The organism is Pseudarthrobacter sp. BRE9, from assembly GCF_031844305.1.
In the GTDB taxonomy this organism is placed as follows: domain Bacteria; phylum Actinomycetota; class Actinomycetes; order Actinomycetales; family Micrococcaceae; genus Arthrobacter.
Window position 1 is genome coordinate 17660 of the sequence record NZ_JAUZUY010000006.1, and the last position, 16601, is coordinate 34260.

Below are 16601 nucleotides of genomic sequence, written 5' to 3' on the forward strand. Positions count from 1 at the left end.
AGATGATGTGGTGTTTACTAGCGTAGCTATTTTACCGGCCCATTGGTGCACCCGGGTGCCCCCTCAGCGTGACACCATGGTCTGTTGTGAAAGACCGCCGCCAGGACACCAACCTTCGCATGCGCCCGTTCCGTTTTGCTGCCCTCACCCTTGCCGCGCTGGTTGTCCTGAGCCTTGGTTTCGCCCTGAATCCCGCGGAAAAGCCTGCACCTGCAGAGCCTTCGTTCTCGGAGCGGGCCCGGTCGGCCGCGCTCAGCGGGGCAATGGACCTGCGCACCGCCGCGTTGGAACTCGCCTCCTCCGGTTCGACGGATTCCACCATAGTGGAACCGGTTGTGACCTTGCTGACCATCCAGGCGCGGGCACTCGCCGGCCCTGTTCCAAAGTCCGTGCCGGCGTCGCCGTCACCATCTCCCACCACAGGTCCCTCCAGTGCCGGTCCTCCAAGTGCCGGTCATCAAACTGCCGGCCTTCAAACTGCCGCCGACCTTGTCCAGGCCCTGGCCGCCAGCGGCACCGCCCGCGTCAAGGACGCGGAAACGGCCGACGGCGGCATGGCACGGCTTCTCGCGGGCACCGGCACCGCTCAGCTCCTCGCGGCCGCCCGGCTTGCCGGAGCAGCCGGCGTGCCCGCACCGCAGGGGTTGGCAGGAACGGACGAACGAGCTTCCGGGGCAGCAATAACGTCTCCATGCCCCTCCCTCTCGGCTTCGGCTGACGCCCGGGAGACCAGCGGGCCGGGCGCTGCCGCAGGAACGCGCCAGGCACTGGCCGGTGCCGTCACCGCCGAGCAACAGGCCACCTACGGCTACCAGGCGGCACTCCCCCGCCTTGCGCCTGCGGAGGCGGGCCCGGCGTCGGAATTCCTTGTCCGGCACAAGGAACAGGCCGCAGCCGCGGAAAAGCGTCTCCGGTCCGCCTGCGGCGCGTCCGTGCCGCAAGAGCCCGGGTATGTCCTTGATCCGGGGTTCCTGGCTGCACCGGCCGCGGGTTTGGGCAGGCTCGAGGTGGCCACACTGGCTGCCTACGGGGACATCGTGGCGGTATCCCAGGGTCCGGACCGGACGTGGGCGTTGTCAGCCCTGCAGTCTGCGGCTGCCCGGGCCCTGCGGTGGGGCGCAGACACCGGACCTGTCCCGGGGCTCAGCCTCGACGTTGACCAGCTGCCGCCCCTTCCTGCCGGCGCTGCCCGTCCTACCGGCATCGGCGCCGCGCCCTCCCCCGCCGCATCCTGATCCGAACGTCGGCAGGCCTGCCGTTTCCCTGAAGCAGTTCCTGGGCACCCAGCGCCTGCTGCGAGAGCAACACGTGGGCGGGCACTGGCCGGCATTGGGCGGGCACGGGGCTGGCACACGGGCAGGAAGGGATGGTTTGCTGATTGGATGAACGCGGACGAACCGGCCGATGTCCCGGCCCCTGGCCCGGGAGGCATGGCAGCAGGCCCCGGGCTCAACAGCCACCTCGAGACTGAACCACACGGCAACGACATCGCGCACCGGCTGAACTGGCTCCGTGCCGGGGTTTTGGGTGCCAACGACGGCATCGTCTCCGTGGCTGCGATTGTGGTGGGGGTGGCCGGGGCCACCGCCGAGACCGGGCCGATCCTGGCGGCGGGTGCAGCCGGGCTGGTGGGCGGCGCGGTGTCCATGGCGTTGGGCGAATATGTGTCGGTCAGCAGCCAAAGCGACAGCCAGCGGGCCCTGATTGAGAAGGAACGCCGCGAACTCGAGGAAGAACCGGAAGCGGAACTGGCCGAGCTGACGGCAATTTACCAAACCAAGGGCCTCAGCCCGGAAACAGCCGCCAAAGTTGCCCGGGAGCTGACTGCCCACGATGTCCTGGCCGCGCACCTGTCCGCCGAACTCAACATCGATGAGGCGGACATCGTCAGCCCCTGGCACGCGGCTTTCGCCTCCGCCATCGCCTTCACCGTCGGAGCGATCCTGCCCATGCTGGCCATCCTGCTTCCGCCGCCGGAGATCCGCGTCCCGCTGACCTTCGTTTCAGTCCTGGTGGCCCTGGCCCTGACGGGTGCCCTCGGTGCCTGGATTGGCGGCGGCTCCAAAACGCGGGCGGCTGTCCGTGTGGTGGTGGGCGGCGCCCTGGCGCTCGCTGCCACGTTCCTGCTCGGCAACCTGCTCGGGGCCTCCGGTGTTGTCTGATCCGATGGTCCCCGACCCGGTGGTTCCTGACCCGTTGGTGCCCGACCCCGTCATAAATGGCACCGCGATTAACAGAACCACGATGAACGGCACCGCTGCGGCAGTCCCCATCCCGCCCGGCCTCTCGAGCCGCTACTCCCGCAGCAGCGAAGGCAGGGCGTGGCTCGGTAGCCTGCCGGGCCTGCTGCAGGACCGCCTGGAGCAGTGGCAACTCGAGGTTGACCTGGCACCCGGGACCACGCCGTGGAGCGGCCACGGCGGCCTGGTGGTGCCCGTTCGGCAACTGGACGGCTCGCCTGCAGCCCTCAAAATCGCTTTTCCCCACGACGAGGCCAAGGTGGAGCGGCATGCCCTTGCACTGTGGGGTGGCCGTGGCGCTGTTGCGCTGCTGGCCGCCGAGGCCGGATCGTGTGCCATGCTCCTGGAACGCCTCGACGCCGGCCGGACCCTGGCGGACCTGGGGATGGACGATGCGGCGCAGGTGTGGGGCGGTTTGGTGCGGCAACTTGGGCTTGCCCCTGACCACCGCCCCGAGTGGCGGGAATTCGGCCACATCGCGGCCCGGGCCGAACAGTGGAGTGACGACTTCCCGGCGGACTGGGAGCACCTGGGCCGGCCGTTTCCCAGGTGGCTCCTGGAGGCAGCGCTGGAGGTGTGCCAGACGCGCGGCGCGGTGGGACGCCGGTCCGCACGGGATGTGCTGGTCCACGCGGACCTGCATTTCCTGAACATCCTGGCGCGACCGGGCACAGAGGGCAGGGAGGGCAGGGCCGGCGCCCCCGCAGTGGCGGGTTACGCAGCGATCGACCCGCAGCCGCTGATCGGCGAGCCGGAGTTCGCGGTTGCGCCGCTGCTGTGGAACCGCCTTGGGGACTTGCCGGCGGTCCAGGCCGGACCGGCCCTGCACCGGCGCTGCACTGACTTCAGCACTGCCGCCGGGCTTGACCCTGACGTTGCCCGGCAGTGGGCCATCGCCCGGGAGGTGGACAACGCGCTGTGGTACGCCGCACATGGCCACCCTGGTGACCTGGCCAGGTCCCTTTGGGTTGCCAGCACCCTGGCCGGCCACACGTTGGAAGGCCTGCCGCATCCCCATTTCCTGCCGCAACCGGGGCAGGGCGGATAAGCCACAGCGGTAGTCCAGGCAACGGCTGTCCAGGGCGCGAAGGCCAACTAGGCGCCCCGCACGGCAGCCAGGGCTGACCGGACAGCCTCCACGGCCGTGGCCACCTCCTCGCCGGATGTGTGCCAGTTGCTCACCGAAACCCGGAGGATATCGCGGTCCCGCCACCGTGAGCCGGACATCCACACTTTTCCCTCCTCAATGACGCGGGCAGTGACCGCGCGGGTGGTGTCGTCGTCGTGAAAAGCCAGGCACACCTGGGTGTAGCCAACCTCGTTGAGCACCTCGACGCCGTCCAGGCCCGCCATGCCCTGGGCAATTGCGGTGGCGGCGGCCGCCAGTCCCCCGACCTGTGCTGCCACACCGTCACGGCCCAGGCTTTTCAGGGCCGCCCATACCGGCACTCCCCGCGCCCGCCGGGACAATTCCGGGACCTTCTCGAAGGGGTCGCCGGGGCCTTCCGCATCCTGGACGAGGTAGCTGGTGTGCAGGCCCATTGCGGCCCGCAGGGCGGACGGATCCCTGACGATGGCAATGCCGCAGTCGTAGGGCACATTCAGGGTCTTGTGGGCATCCGTGCCCCATGAGTCCGCTTCCCCGCAGCCGCGCATGAGGTGCTGCAGTTCCGGCGCAGCGGCGGCCCACAGCCCGAAGGCACCGTCAACGTGCACCCAGGCACCATGTTTGTGTGCGACGGCGATGGCCTCGGTAAAGGGGTCGAAGGCGCCGGAGTGCAGGTTCCCTGCCTGGAGGCACACCAGGGCGGGGCCGGTGCCGGCGGCGATGGCAGCGTCCAGCGCGGCGGGCAGCAGGCGGCCCTGCCCGTCGGCGTCGACCTGCGTCGGCTGTCCCAGGCCCAGGTAGCGCAGGCCAAGGTCCACGGTGTCGTGCCGTTCCCGTCCCACGAAGCAGCGGATCCGGGGGGCGCCGAAGAGTCCGTCCCGGTCAAGGTCCCAGCCGGCGTCGCCGAGCAGCCGCCAGCGTGCCGCCGCCATCCCGGTGAAATTTGCCATGGTCGCGCCCGTAACGAATCCAACATCGGCAGTCGACGGGAGGCCCAGCAGCTGCAGCACCCATTGCCCGGCGGCTTCCTCGATGGCCGCGGTGGCCGGGGTTGCATAGCGGAGACCGGCGTTCTGGTCCCAGGCGCTGACCAGCCAGTCCGATGCCAGGGCGGCGGGCAGGGTGCCGCCGATGACCCAGCCGAAGAACCGGCCCGACGGCATGGCCATGAGCCCGGGTTCGGCTGCGGCGGCCAGGAAGTCGATCACTTCATCGGCAGGCATGCCCTCTGCCGGCAGCGGTCCGCCAAACACCGGGGCAAGTTCGGTGGCGTGCAGGCTGGGTCCCACCGGGCGGTGCGGAAGGCTCTGCAGCCAGGCCTGAGCATGCCCTGCTGCGGCCGCCAGGGCCCCGGCATACCCGTCTTCGCCGTGTGCCATACGTGCATGGTACGCCGGGCCGGTCCCCGCCACGAGGAGCAGTTTCCGTCCCGATCAGGCGAAGTTTTCCTGCCACACGTCGTAGCCGAGCTTGACGATCAGGGCCGCAACAACCACCAGGAAGACAATCCGGACGAATTTGCTCCCCTGTTGCACGGCTGTGCGGGCGCCCAGGTAGCCGCCCGCCATGTTGGCTGCCCCGAGCAGCACGCCGATGCCCCACAGGATGGACCCGTGCGGCAGGAAGAACAGCAGGGCGCCGGCGTTGGTGGCCATGTTCACGATCTTGGCCTTGGCGCTGGCCTCCAGGAACGCGTAACCCATGGCGGACACCAGGGCGATGACCAGGAAGGAACCCGTCCCCGGGCCGATGAGGCCGTCGTAAAAGCCGATCACCGCGCCGATGAGGCAGGCCACCACGTAGTGCTTGTGGCCTTCGTGGCGGAGCGCCGTCAGCTCGCCGATACTGGGTTTCAGTGCCGTGAACAGCGCGACGGCGACCAGCGCCACCACGATGATGGGCTTGAAAACCCCGGCCGGCAGGGTGGCCGCCAGACTGGCCCCGCCGAAACTGCCCGCCAGGGCTATCACCGCCATGGGGACGGCAGTCCGGAGGTCGGGCCCCACCCGCCGGTAGTAGGTGGCCGCGCTGGTGGCGGTTCCGAAGATGGAACCCATCTTGTTTGTGGCCAGCGCCTGGACGGGCGCGATGCCCGGAACCAGGAGCAGCGCCGGAAGCTGGATCAGTCCCCCGCCGCCGACCACCGCGTCAACCCAGCCGGCTGCGAATCCCGCCACCACGATCAGGATGATGGTGGTGGGCTGGATCGATTCGAAGCCGGAGATCACTGGTTTCGGACGGCGTTGACCACGTAGTCCACGGCCTTATCGACCTCGACGTTCTCGGCTTCTCCGCTGCGGCGGTCCTTGATTTCCACCACGCCGTCCACCAGGCCGCGGCCCACGGCCAGGATGGTGGGCACACCAACCAGCTCCGCGTCACCGAACTTCACGCCCGGCGAAACCTTGGGGCGGTCGTCGTAGATGACGGACAGGCCGGCGTCCTCGAGCTCTGCCGACAGCTTTTCCGCGGCCTGGAAGATCTCCTCGCCACGGCCCACTGCCACCACGTGCACATCGGCCGGGGCCACGGTGCGGGGCCAGACGAGACCGCGGTCATCGTGGTTGGCCTCTGCCAGCGCGGCCACGGCGCGGGTCACACCGACGCCGTAGGAGCCCATGGTGACCACCACCTGTTTGCCGTTCTGGTCCAGCACCTTGAGGTCCAGGGCTTCGGCGTACTTGCGGCCGAGCTGGAAGATGTGGCCCATCTCGATGCCGCGGGCGGTTTCCAAGGGGCCTGAGCCGTCCGGTGAGGGGTCGCCGGCACGCACTTCAGTGCACTCGATGACGCCGTCCCAGCCGAAGTCGCGTCCCGCCACGAGGCCGAAGACGTGCTTGCCGGCTTCGTTGGCGCCGGTGATCCACGCCGTTCCGCTGACCACGCGCGGATCCACCAGGTACAGCAGCTCGGTTGCGCTGTCGGAGCCCAGGAGCGGCTGGTCCAGGGAAAGCCCGGGGCCCAGGTAGCCCTTGACGATCAGCGGCTGCTTCTTCAGATCCTCCTCGCCGGCCTGCTCGAGTCCGATCTCGCCTGCTAGCGGCAGGAAGGCGCCAATGTTCGCCTCCACGCGCTTGAGGTCGACTGCGCGGTCCCCGGGAACTCCGATGACCACCAGTTGCCGCTCACCGGTGGGCAGTGTGACGGCGAGGACCACGTTCTTGAGCGTGTCCGCCGCAGTCCAGGCACCGCCGTCGGCCTCTGCCCGCGGGGCAATCTGGTTCGCGGCGGCAACCAGCGTCTCGATGGTGGGAGTATCCGGGGTGTCCAGGACCTCTGCGGCCGGGGCGTTGCTGAAGTCGATCGCGTCGGGGACTACGGTGGTGACGGCCTCGACGTTGGCTGCATAACCGCCGGCAGAGCGGACAAAGGTGTCCTCGCCGATCTCGGTTGGGAACAGGAATTCCTCGCTCTTGGACCCGCCCATGGCACCCGCGGTGGCTGCCACCGGAACAACCTCAAGTCCCAGCCGTTCAAAAATCTTCAGGTAGGCGCCGCGGTGGGCCGCGTAGCTGGCGTCCAGGCCGGCGTCGTCAACGTCGAAGGAGTAGGAGTCCTTCATGATGAATTCGCGGCCGCGGAGGAGCCCTGCCCGCGGGCGTGCCTCGTCGCGGTACTTGTTCTGGATCTGGTACAGGCTCAGCGGGAGGTCCTTGTACGACGAGTACAGGTCCTTGACCAGGAGCGTGAACATCTCCTCATGGGTGGGGGCCAGCAGGTAGTCGGCACCCTTGCGGTCCTGGAGCCGGAACAGGCCTTCACCGTATTCGGTCCACCGGTTGGTGGCCTCGTACGGCTCGCGGGGCAGCAGGGCCGGGAAGTGGACTTCCTGGGCGCCGATGGCAGCCATTTCCTGGCGGATGATTTCCTCGACCTTGCGCAGCACACTCAGCCCCAGCGGAAGCCACGTGTAGATGCCAGGGGCCGCGCGGCGGATGTAGCCGGCACGGACCAGCAGTTTGTGGCTGGCGACCTCGGCATCGACGGGGTCTTCGCGCAGCGTGCGCAGGAAAAGCTGGGACAGTCGTAGGACCACGGGTGGTATCCGTTCTGGGGAGGTGCTGGGTCAGCAGGGCCGGACAATTCGTCTGGGTACTAATCTACCGGCACACCACCTGCGGCATGGACTGGCGGGCACGGGCCGCCACCGCGGACCATCCCGGGGGCCGGACACAGTAGGGCCACGCCCGGCAGTACAAAGCCCCTGGCCCCCCAATGAGGCTGGTCATCGCATCCGGGCGTGGCCCAACGCCGTTATCGCCTAAGTACTGGTGAGGACTGGTGAGACCGCCCACCCCACTTCCAGCGCAGCTGGATCGAACCTATGTGATCGCGCACACGTTTGACAAGTGTTTTTAGTTTATGAACTGGACTGTGTTCGGCAGGGCGCTTAGTGAACCAGCGCGGCAGCAGCATCAAGGAGCGCACCGGCCCGCCGGACGGCGTCGGCCCCGCTGCCGCCGCCGGTAGCCACCGAGGCGATCAGGATGCCATGGTGGACCACCTGCGCCCTGACCACGGACTGGGAGCTGCCATCCGGCAACGCGGTGTCTGTGCGGTAGGCAACGGCGCCCGGCAGCCCGGTCGCCCCCTCCACCGGCGTAATGGTCACTGCGACGTTGATGCCCGACGCCGTCATGGTCATGGAGGAGCACTTCGCCAACTGCCCGGACGGGTCCGAAACCTGGGCCAGGACGCTGTGGTCCAGGCCCCCCACCAGCGACAGGGCAGTCACCGCACCGGTGGCGGAGTCAGTGCTCATTCCTATCGCCATGGTTGAGTCCTCCACCGAGGGCACCGTACTTGCGGCAGCGAGTTCCTTGCACTCCGCGGGTTCGACATCGATGGAGGAGATCATGGCCTTGGTCTGCTCCAGCGCCGCGGCGATGTCACCGTTCGGCAGGACGGAAAGCCTGCGGTCCGCAGCGTCCCGCACCTGTCCCACGATGGCAGCGAGCTCGTCGCTGGTGTACACCTTGGCCGTCGATGCGGGGCTGGGCGTGGGCGTTGCTGTTGGAGTGGGTGCTGCCGCAGAAGTCCGGGATGGGACAGACGGGGCAGGCGAAGAGTCAACAGCCTGTGGCGCGGCCGAACCGCCACATCCGGAAAGTGTTAATGCCAGCAGGGCGGCTGACCCGAAAGTACCCAGCACAGACGTCTTCAATTTTTTCCCCCAATGTTCCAGCTGGCCGCGGACGACTGCCTAGCTAGAAAAGAACTGTAGCGAACGTCCCCACCTGGCGGAAGCCAACCCGTTCATAGGTGGACCTGGCGCGGGTGTTGAAGCCGTTCACGTAGAGGCTGGTCACGGGGGCGATCCGCCGGGCCTTTTCCACCACTGCCGACATGTAGCCCGCGCTCAGCCCCTGGCCGCGGAAGATCGGGTTCATCCAGACACCCTGGACCTGGGTGACATCGTCGGTGACCGCCCCGAGCTCGGCCTTGAACACCACCTCGCGGGCGTTGTTGAGGTGGACCAGGGAATGTCCCTGCCTGATGAGGCCCTCCACCCGGCGGCTGTAGAACTCCCTGCCGCCCAGGTACGGCGAATACCCCACTTCTTCTTCGAACATGGCGGCGCAGGCGGGAAGAATGCGGTCGAAGTCGGCGAGGTTCCCTTGCTCCAGGCCCCGGTTGGGCTGGACCAGGGGCGGCCCGTCGATGATCATCAGCGGCTGGTCAGCCCGGACCTCGTGTGCTCGGTGCCCCAGCACCGCGAGCTCGGCATTCAGCGCCAGCACGGCCGCGGCCGGACCAAAGGCAGACGCATACCGGCGGCCGGAACTGTTCGCGGCCTCCGCTACCACCGGGGCCAGGGCGGGATCGAGCTGGACCGGAACCAGGTTGGCTCCGGCCCAGCACGCACCTGTCAGGATGCCGTCGTCGAAAACCCCGATGACGCCGGCACCGCCGCTGGTGGGCGCCGCCGTCCCCGTGGCGCGCAGGTGGGCCAGGATGAATACATTGGCCACCGGGTCCTGCTGGGCCAGCAGTGTCAGCGCAGGGGTATCCTGGCCGTCGAGCGTGCGGACAGAAAGCCCCGCCGGGTCTGCACCGTCCCTACGAGACGCTAACCACGGGGCTACCCTTGACAGCATCTTCGCCATCGGCCTCCCCCATCTCTTCCGCGATACGCATAGCCTCTTCGATCAGTGTCTCAACAATTGCGCTCTCGGGAACAGTCTTGATGACCTCGCCCTTAACGAAGATCTGGCCCTTGCCGTTGCCCGAAGCGACGCCAAGATCCGCTTCGCGCGCCTCGCCGGGGCCGTTCACGACGCAGCCCATGACCGCCACGCGGAGGGGAATCTCCATCCCTTCGAGCCCGGCAGTAACCTGTTCGGCCAGGGTGTACACGTCCACCTGGGCACGGCCGCAGGAGGGGCAGGACACGATTTCCAGCTTCCGGGGCCGCAGGTTCAGCGACTGGAGGATCTGGTTGCCCACCTTGATCTCCTCCACCGGGGGTGCGGAGAGGGACACCCGGATGGTGTCGCCGATCCCACGGGACAGGAGCGCGCCGAAGGCGGTTGCGGACTTGATGGTGCCCTGGAAGGCAGGCCCGGCCTCGGTGACGCCGAGGTGCAGGGGCCAGTCCCCCTTCTCCGCAAGCATTTCGTAGGCCGCCACCATGATGACGGGGTCATTGTGCTTCACTGAAATCTTGAAGTCGTGGAAGCCGTGCTCCTCGAAAAGGGAAGCTTCCCAGACAGCTGATTCAACCAGCGCTTCGGGGGTGGCCTTGCCGTACTTCTTGAGGATTCCCGGTTCAAGGGAGCCGGCATTGACGCCGATGCGGATGGAAGTGCCGTGGTCCTTGGCGGCGGCCGCGATCTCCTTGACCTGGTCATCGAACTTGCGGATGTTTCCAGGGTTCACGCGCACGGCGGCGCAGCCGGCTTCGATGGCTGCGAAGACGTACTTGGGCTGGAAGTGGATGTCCGCGATGACCGGGATCTGGGACTTCCGGGCGATGATGGGCAGCGCCTCGGCATCATCGGCGGAGGGGCAGGCGACGCGGACGATGTCGCAGCCGGACGCCGTCAGTTCAGCGATTTGCTGCAGCGTGGCGTTGATGTCCGTAGTGGGCGTGGTGGTCATGGACTGCACACTGATGGGAAAGTCAGATCCCACGCCTACCGAGCCGACTTTGATCTGGCGCGTCTTGCGGCGGGGGGCAAGGACGGGCGGTGGTGCTGACGGCATTCCCAGGCTGACCGAGGTCACGTGGACTCCTTGAGTTGAAAGGGGTAAAGAGGCGGCTACGCGGCGATCCCGGCCAGCATGCCGGTTACCGGGGACCATTCCGTGATGCGGGTTCCGGCGATGACGCCGGCTGCGGCGAACGGGTCCTGCTTGAGGATCGAGTTGAGGGCGGCTTCATCTGGCGCCTTGAAGATCAGCAGGGCACCTGCGCCGTCGCCGTAGGGTCCGCTGGCCACGATGACGCCGTCCTGTGCCAGGCCGCCCGTCCATTCCCGGTGGGCGGGCCGGACCTCATTGCGGGTTTCGGTGGAGTTGGCGGCATAAACGTACTCAACGGCAAAAACAGTCATACCGCTACCCTATCGCCATGGCTGGCTTGGTACCGTACCCATCCTCCAATGCAGGAGGGCCGCAGGCAGGAAAAGTGGTTACTGCAGGAAGAGGACTTTCACCGCGGCAGCGGTTCCGGCCGCCCAAAGCATGGAGGTGAGGGTCCCTATGATGAATCGCTCGGCGGCTACCGGCGTCTCCTTCAGTTCGGCGAACCTGCCCAGGCCCTTGATGGCGACGATGTAGGCGATGGCCACTGGCTGGCCCGCAAGGATGGCGAGGCACACCCCCAGCCGCTCCAGTACTCCGATGATGGCTCCACCGCGCAGGATGCGCTGGCTGGGCAGCGCTGGTCCGGCGGCCGGCCCGTCCGACGCCGGTCCGGCAGGAGCTGCGGTCAGCTCACCATCCACTGCCTGGCCGGCTGTGCCGCCGGCGATGGGGGAAGGATCGTCCACGGTGACGTCAGCAGAGGGGTCCTGTTCCGGCGTAGGGGCTTCCTCCGCGGCCCTGGCAGCGTCTGCTCTGTCATCAATCGTCCGGGCAAGCTTGAACACCAGCGCGGTCACCGGCCAGCCCGCGAAGCCGGCTACTGCCAGCGCCACTGTCACCCACAGTGCGGTCACCTGTCTCCTTTATTCGCGTCGTCTTCAATCCGGCCGTCCGGCTTCCCGCGGTTGCACATTCCTATGCCCGTCCATCCTTGAGATCCTGGGCATCCTTGAGAGCCGCGGCGTCCTTGAGTGCCGCGGCGTCCTTGAGTGCCTGGGCAATCTGCGAGTCGGCAAAACCAAGAAGCATGGAAGCAGCCGGCCTGGCTGCCCATTCTTCCTGCCAACCGGCGCGGAGCACGGTTCGGCTCACCGACTGCTCCGAGATTCCCAACTCAAGGGCCACCTGCTTCTGGTTTCCATGCCGGCCCGGACCCTGGCCGCCTGCACCCAGGCGGCGCAGGGCATCCACCACCCGCCACTGGGCTTCCGTGCGGTCCTGGACAAGCCGGCCAAGCAGCCGGAGCACCGCCTCCGCATTGGCGCATGCCTGCACCCCCTCCTCCGCAGGGACGCCCCCGCCGGTTTCCCTTGCCATGATGCCGGGCACCACCGACAGCGGCACTTGGGAACCGGCGCCTTTGGCGAGCTCCACGGCCTTGCGGGCGGCAACAAAAGCAGTTCCGGTCCCCTCGCGGGGACTGGCATCCGGGGGCAGAAAGACGCTTCCGACGCCGACCCCCACGTACCAGCGCCCCTCGCGGAGCACGTGCAGTGCAATCTCCACCACAGTGGACGGGTCCCGCACCACCCCCTGCACTTCGTCTCCGACGGAACGGTCGAACAGCGGATGTCCGGTTCCCGGGAGCTCAAGGCGCGACACCTGCGCGAGCAGGGCCGGAACCCGGTCCCGATCCCCGGTGCTTCCGCGCTGATCGATGGTCATGACGAACATTTATCAACCATAGACGGTTGAGACTGGATGATCAATCACATTCGGCTGATTTTTGCGCGTCAGCCAATTCCGAGTGACTATCCGAAGAGATTGACCGGTTTGACGATGTCCGCGTAGATCAGCAACACGCTCATGCCCATCAGCAGCGCTGCAACCACGTAGGTGACGGGAAGGAGCTTGGCGATGTCGAACGCGCCCGGGTCCGGGAGTCCGCGCAGTTTTGCCACCCGGCGCCGGATGCCCTCGTACAGGGCCCCGGCAACATGGCCGCCGTCAAGAGGCAGGAGCGGGATCAGGTTGAATACCGCCAGCGCAAAATTCAGCCCGGCCAGCAGGCCAATGAGGGTGGCCACCCGGGATTGAAGCGGTACGGCCTCCATGGCCGCCACCTCGCCCGCAACCCTGCCCACGCCCACCACGCTGATCGGGCCGTTGGGGTCGCGCGGCTCTTCGCTGAAGGCAGCCTTCGCCACTCCCACCACACGGGCGGGCAGGTTGAAGACAACGCCCGCCACCTGGCGGATGTTCTCCCCCGCCATGGGCAGGACGGACGACGCCGGCTGCGGCACCAACGCTGTTTGCGCGCCGATGCCCAGGAAACCGACGTCCTGGTACTGGAGGTTGCCGGCGGCGTCGGTGGCCTGCCGTCCGTCGGTTCCCATCACGGGCCGGGCGGACAGGACGGGGGTCACGGTGGTGGACACGGGATGACCGTCCCGCTGCACTGTGATGGCCACTTCCTTGCCGGCCGAGGCTCGGATCCACTCCGTCAGCTGCTCCCAGCTGGTGACGGGTTTGCCGTCGAAGGAGGTGATGGTGTCGTTCGGCTTCAACCCGGCTGCGGCGGCGGGCGTCAGCCGGCAGTCCGCGGAGTCGGGATCGACAGTTTGTCCTGCGGCGACCTGGCATTTGGAGACGTCCGAAATGGTGGTGGTGGCTGCGGCAATACCGAAACCCATCAGGAGCACGGCGGTGAGCAGCACGCCAAGGATCATGTTCATGGCCGGGCCGCCCAGCATGACAACCACCTTCTTCCAGACCGGCAGGCGGTAGAAGACCCGGTTTTCGTCCCCCGGCCCCACTTCCTCATGGGCCATGGAACGGGCCTCGGTGGCAAGCGTCTGGAACATGCCGGTGCTGGAGGGCCGGACCGACCCGTCCGCCGTGTTGGGCGGGTACATACCGATCATGGAGACGTAGCCGCCGAGCGGCACGGCCTTCACTCCGTATTCGGTTTCACCTTTCCGGCGTGACCACAGCGTGGGCCCGAAGCCGATCATGTACTTGGTGACGCGGACTTTGAAGAGCTTGGCCGGAACCAGGTGCCCCACCTCGTGGAGCGCGATGGACACGGCGATGCCCAGGGCGACAAAGACGACGCCGAGGATGAAAAGTAGGACAGGGGTCATGGAGGTGCTGCTGCTTCCTAGAGGCTGCTGACTGCTAAACGTTCGTGGGCGCGGGCGCGTGCCCATCTTTCAGCATCCAGCACCGATTCCACCGTCAGCCCGGAGGAACCTGGGTGTTCGCTGAGCACGCTGTCGACGGTATCGACGATGTCGGTGAACCGGATGCGGCCGGCATGGAATGCGCCGACTGCCTCTTCATTGGCGGCATTGAATACGGCAGGGAAGGTGCTCCCCTGCCGTGCGGCTTCCTTGGCCAGGCCGACGGCGGGGAAGGCTTCCGCGTCCAGCGGTTCGAAGGTCCAGGTGGCGGCCTGCGTCCAGTCGCAGGGACTGGCGGCTTTTGGCACGCGGGCCGGCCAGCCAAGCCCCAGGGCGATGGGCAGCCGCATGTCGGGCGGGGAGGCCTGTGCGATGGTGGACCCGTCCACGAACTGGACCATCGAGTGGACGATGGACTGGGGGTGCACCACGACGTCGATCCGGTCCAGTGGGATGTCGAACAACAGGTGGGCCTCGATGACCTCAAGGCCCTTGTTCACCAGGGTGGCGGAGTTGGTGGTGACCATCACACCCATGTCCCAGGTGGGGTGGGCCAGGGCCTGCTGCGGGGTGACGCCGTGCAGTTCCTCCCGGCTCCTGCCCCGGAAGGGGCCGCCGGAGGCGGTGAGGATGAGCTTGTCCACCTCGCCGGCGGTACCGGAGCGCAGGCATTGGGCAATCGCGGAGTGTTCGGAGTCCACCGGCACGATCTGGCCTTCCGTGGCCGCGGCCTTGACCAGGCTGCCGCCCACGATCAGCGACTCCTTGTTGGCGAGGGCCAGGGTGGCTCCGGACCTGAGGGCCGCCAGTGTGGGTGCCAGTCCGATGGAACCGGTGATGCCGTTGAGCACGACGTCCGCGTCCACGGCCGCTATCCGGGCAGAGGCATCCGGTCCGGCCACGATCTCCGGCCGGTACCCTGGGCGGCCTGCAACTGCCGCAGCCTCGCGGATCAGGCCTTCCAGCCTGCCGGGGTCTCCACCTGCGATTCCCACGGCCGCCGCGCCGGTATGGACAGCCTGCTTCGCCAGGAGCTCCAGGTTGCCGCCCCCTGCACTGAGTGCCACCACCTCGAAAAGGTGCGGGGCGCCGTCGACGACGTCAATCGCCTGGGTGCCGATGGAACCGGTGGATCCGAGGAGGACGATTCTGCGTGGCTGCATTGTTTAAGTATCCCGCACCCTTCCCTGCCTGCCTGCGCCCCTGACCTGCTGCGGTGCCTTGGCGGGCCTTGACCGGGAGGCGGCCGGGCGTAACGTGGACTGCGTGGACTGGCTCACCTGGTTTGATGCGCCGGAGTACGAATTCGCCCGGCAGGTGCTGCAGCGGGGCGTCGCTGCACTGTATTTCGTTGCTTTCCTGTCAACGCTGAACCAGTTTCCGGCCCTGCTCGGCGAGCGCGGCCTCCTCCCGGTGCCTGAGTTCCTGGGCGCATTCACCCGCCTGCGCCGGCCCACGCTGTTCCGCTGGCGGTACTCTGACGGGCTGCTTCGCGGCGTCTGTGCCGTCGGCCTGGTGGTGTCGGCGCTGCTCGTTGCCGGGATACCGCAAACGGGCCCGCCGTGGGTTCCATTGATCGCGTTCCTGGTCCTGTGGCTGCTGTATATGTCGATCGTTAACGTTGGCCAGACGTTCTACGGGTTCGGCTGGGAAATGCTGCTCCTGGAGGCGGGCTTCACCGTGGCGTTCCTGGGCTCCAACCAGACCGAGCCGCCGCGGACCATCCTGATCCTGGTCGTGTGGCTGGTGTTCCGGCTGGAATTCGGGGCCGGCATGATCAAGATCCGCGGAGGCCGGGAATGGCGCGATTTGACGGCGCTGTACTACCACCACGAGACCCAGCCCATGCCCGGGCCCCTCAGCCGGCAGGCGCATCTCCTGCCCAAGCCGCTGCACCGCATCGAAGTGGTGGGCAATCACATTGCCCAGCTGGTGGTGCCGTTCCTGCTGTTCGCCCCGCAGCCAGTGGCCGGCGTGGCGGCGGGGGTCGTCATCGTCACCCAGTTGTGGCTGGTGGCCAGCGGCAACTTCGCCTGGCTGAACTGGATGGCGATCGTGCTGGCGTTCGCGGCTGTCAGCGATCCCGTGGCGCATGCGGTGATACCGGCCCTCCCGGCGGACTGGGACGCTGCCGTGGGAGGCCGGCGGGAGACCCCGCTGTGGTGGTTGGCCATCACGCTGGCGGCGTCCGTCCTGTTGCTGGTGCTGAGCTACTGGCCGCTGCGCAACCTCTTCTCGCGCCGGCAGCTGATGAATGCGAGCTTCAACCGGTGGCAGCTGGTCAACGCCTACGGTGCGTTCGGCACGGTGACCAAGCAGCGCATTGAGGTGGTGGTGGAAGGCACCCTGGATGACGATCCCGATGACAGTTCGGACTGGCGGGAGTACGGTTTCAAGGGCAAGCCAGGTGATGTCCGCCGGATTCCACGGCAGTGGGCCCCGTACCATTTACGGCTGGACTGGCTGATGTGGTTCCTGCCGCTGCGGACGGTGCACGAGGAATGGTTTCACGCGTTCCTCGCCAAGCTGCTGGCGGCGGACCGGCAGATGCTGCGGCTGCTCAGGCAGGACCCGTTCGACGGCGCCGCGCCGCGCTGGGTGCGCGTGCGCACCTTCCATTACCGCTTCGCCACCCGGAAGGAGTTCCGGGAGACAGGGAACCGCTGGGTGCGGACGCTGCTGTACGAGCCCATCCCGCCCACGTCCCTGCACCGTTCGCAGGGACGGCAACGGTAGCTTGACTCCGGCTGTTCGTCCGGAGCGGCTGTTCGTCCGGAGCGGCTGTTCGTCCGGAGCGGCTGCTCGTCCGGAGCGGCTGTGCGT

15 protein-coding genes are annotated in these 16601 nt (G+C 67.5%); 4 read left to right on the top strand and 11 right to left on the bottom strand.

The features are described 5' to 3' along the window. Positions 1-86: 86 nt before the first annotated feature. The 3 genes from Q9R31_RS12445 (at position 87) to Q9R31_RS12455 (ending at position 3288) form a co-directional block, all read left to right on the top strand. Positions 87-1235 carry a DUF4439 domain-containing protein gene (locus Q9R31_RS12445; protein WP_311263044.1) on the top strand — a complete coding sequence of 383 codons (1149 nt, stop codon included), beginning with the start codon at positions 87-89 and terminating at the stop codon, positions 1233-1235. A 195-nt stretch (positions 1236-1430) separates the two neighbouring features. Further along, positions 1431-2162 (top strand): VIT1/CCC1 transporter family protein, encoded by a 732-nt coding sequence (locus tag Q9R31_RS12450; RefSeq protein ID WP_311263227.1) that lies wholly within the window; start codon positions 1431-1433, stop codon positions 2160-2162. An 82-nt stretch (positions 2163-2244) separates the two neighbouring features. After that, positions 2245-3288 (top strand): aminoglycoside phosphotransferase family protein, encoded by a 1044-nt coding sequence (locus tag Q9R31_RS12455; protein ID WP_311263045.1) that lies wholly within the window; start codon positions 2245-2247, stop codon positions 3286-3288. A 47-nt stretch (positions 3289-3335) separates the two neighbouring features. On the opposite strand, the gene Q9R31_RS12460 is transcribed toward Q9R31_RS12455, so the two are convergent. The 11 genes from Q9R31_RS12460 to dxr form a co-directional block, all read right to left on the bottom strand. Then, positions 3336-4727, bottom strand: a complete 1392-nt coding sequence (locus Q9R31_RS12460; RefSeq protein WP_311263046.1) for a pyridoxal-dependent decarboxylase — start codon at positions 4725-4727, stop codon at positions 3336-3338. Between the two features lie 54 nt (positions 4728-4781). Next, complete coding sequence (locus tag Q9R31_RS12465) at positions 4782-5576, bottom strand: TSUP family transporter (protein ID WP_311263047.1); 795 nt, start codon at positions 5574-5576, stop codon at positions 4782-4784. Next, positions 5573-7384: a proline--tRNA ligase gene (locus Q9R31_RS12470; RefSeq protein ID WP_311263048.1), complete on the bottom strand. Its 1812-nt coding sequence runs from the start codon at positions 7382-7384 to the stop codon at positions 5573-5575. The genes Q9R31_RS12465 and Q9R31_RS12470 overlap by 4 nt, the downstream gene beginning before the upstream one ends. Before the next feature lie 354 nt (positions 7385-7738). Further along, the gene (locus tag Q9R31_RS12475) at positions 7739-8323 is read right to left on the bottom strand and encodes a hypothetical protein (RefSeq protein ID WP_311263049.1); all 585 of its coding nucleotides are present in this window, start codon (positions 8321-8323) and stop codon (positions 7739-7741) included. Between the two features lie 232 nt (positions 8324-8555). Beyond that, positions 8556-9446, bottom strand: a complete 891-nt coding sequence (locus tag Q9R31_RS12480) for a GNAT family N-acetyltransferase (protein ID WP_311263228.1) — start codon at positions 9444-9446, stop codon at positions 8556-8558. Further along, on the bottom strand, positions 9409-10575 hold the full coding sequence (gene ispG, locus Q9R31_RS12485) for a flavodoxin-dependent (E)-4-hydroxy-3-methylbut-2-enyl-diphosphate synthase (RefSeq protein ID WP_018771945.1): 1167 nt from the start codon (positions 10573-10575) through the stop codon (positions 9409-9411). Before ispG ends, Q9R31_RS12480 begins: the two co-directional genes overlap by 38 nt. A 35-nt stretch (positions 10576-10610) precedes the next feature. Continuing rightward, positions 10611-10904, bottom strand: coding sequence for a YciI family protein (locus tag Q9R31_RS12490; RefSeq protein ID WP_311263050.1), 294 nt, complete (start codon positions 10902-10904; stop codon positions 10611-10613). 78 nt (positions 10905-10982) lie between these two features. Next, on the bottom strand, positions 10983-11510 hold the full coding sequence (locus Q9R31_RS12495) for a hypothetical protein (RefSeq protein ID WP_311263051.1): 528 nt from the start codon (positions 11508-11510) through the stop codon (positions 10983-10985). Positions 11511-11571: 61 nt separating this feature from the next. Next, complete coding sequence (locus Q9R31_RS12500) at positions 11572-12330, bottom strand: MarR family transcriptional regulator (protein ID WP_311263052.1); 759 nt, start codon at positions 12328-12330, stop codon at positions 11572-11574. A gap of 77 nt (positions 12331-12407) precedes the next feature. Then, on the bottom strand, positions 12408-13739 hold the full coding sequence (locus Q9R31_RS12505; protein ID WP_311263053.1) for a site-2 protease family protein: 1332 nt from the start codon (positions 13737-13739) through the stop codon (positions 12408-12410). A 17-nt stretch (positions 13740-13756) separates the two neighbouring features. Further along, positions 13757-14941, bottom strand: a complete 1185-nt coding sequence (dxr, locus tag Q9R31_RS12510; RefSeq protein ID WP_311263054.1) for a 1-deoxy-D-xylulose-5-phosphate reductoisomerase — start codon at positions 14939-14941, stop codon at positions 13757-13759. Between the two features lie 103 nt (positions 14942-15044). On the opposite strand from dxr, the gene Q9R31_RS12515 reads away from it, so the two are divergent. Next, a complete protein-coding gene (locus Q9R31_RS12515) occupies positions 15045-16514 on the top strand; it encodes a lipase maturation factor family protein (protein ID WP_311263055.1) in 1470 nt (489 codons plus the stop codon). Positions 16515-16601: the final 87 nt, after the last annotated feature.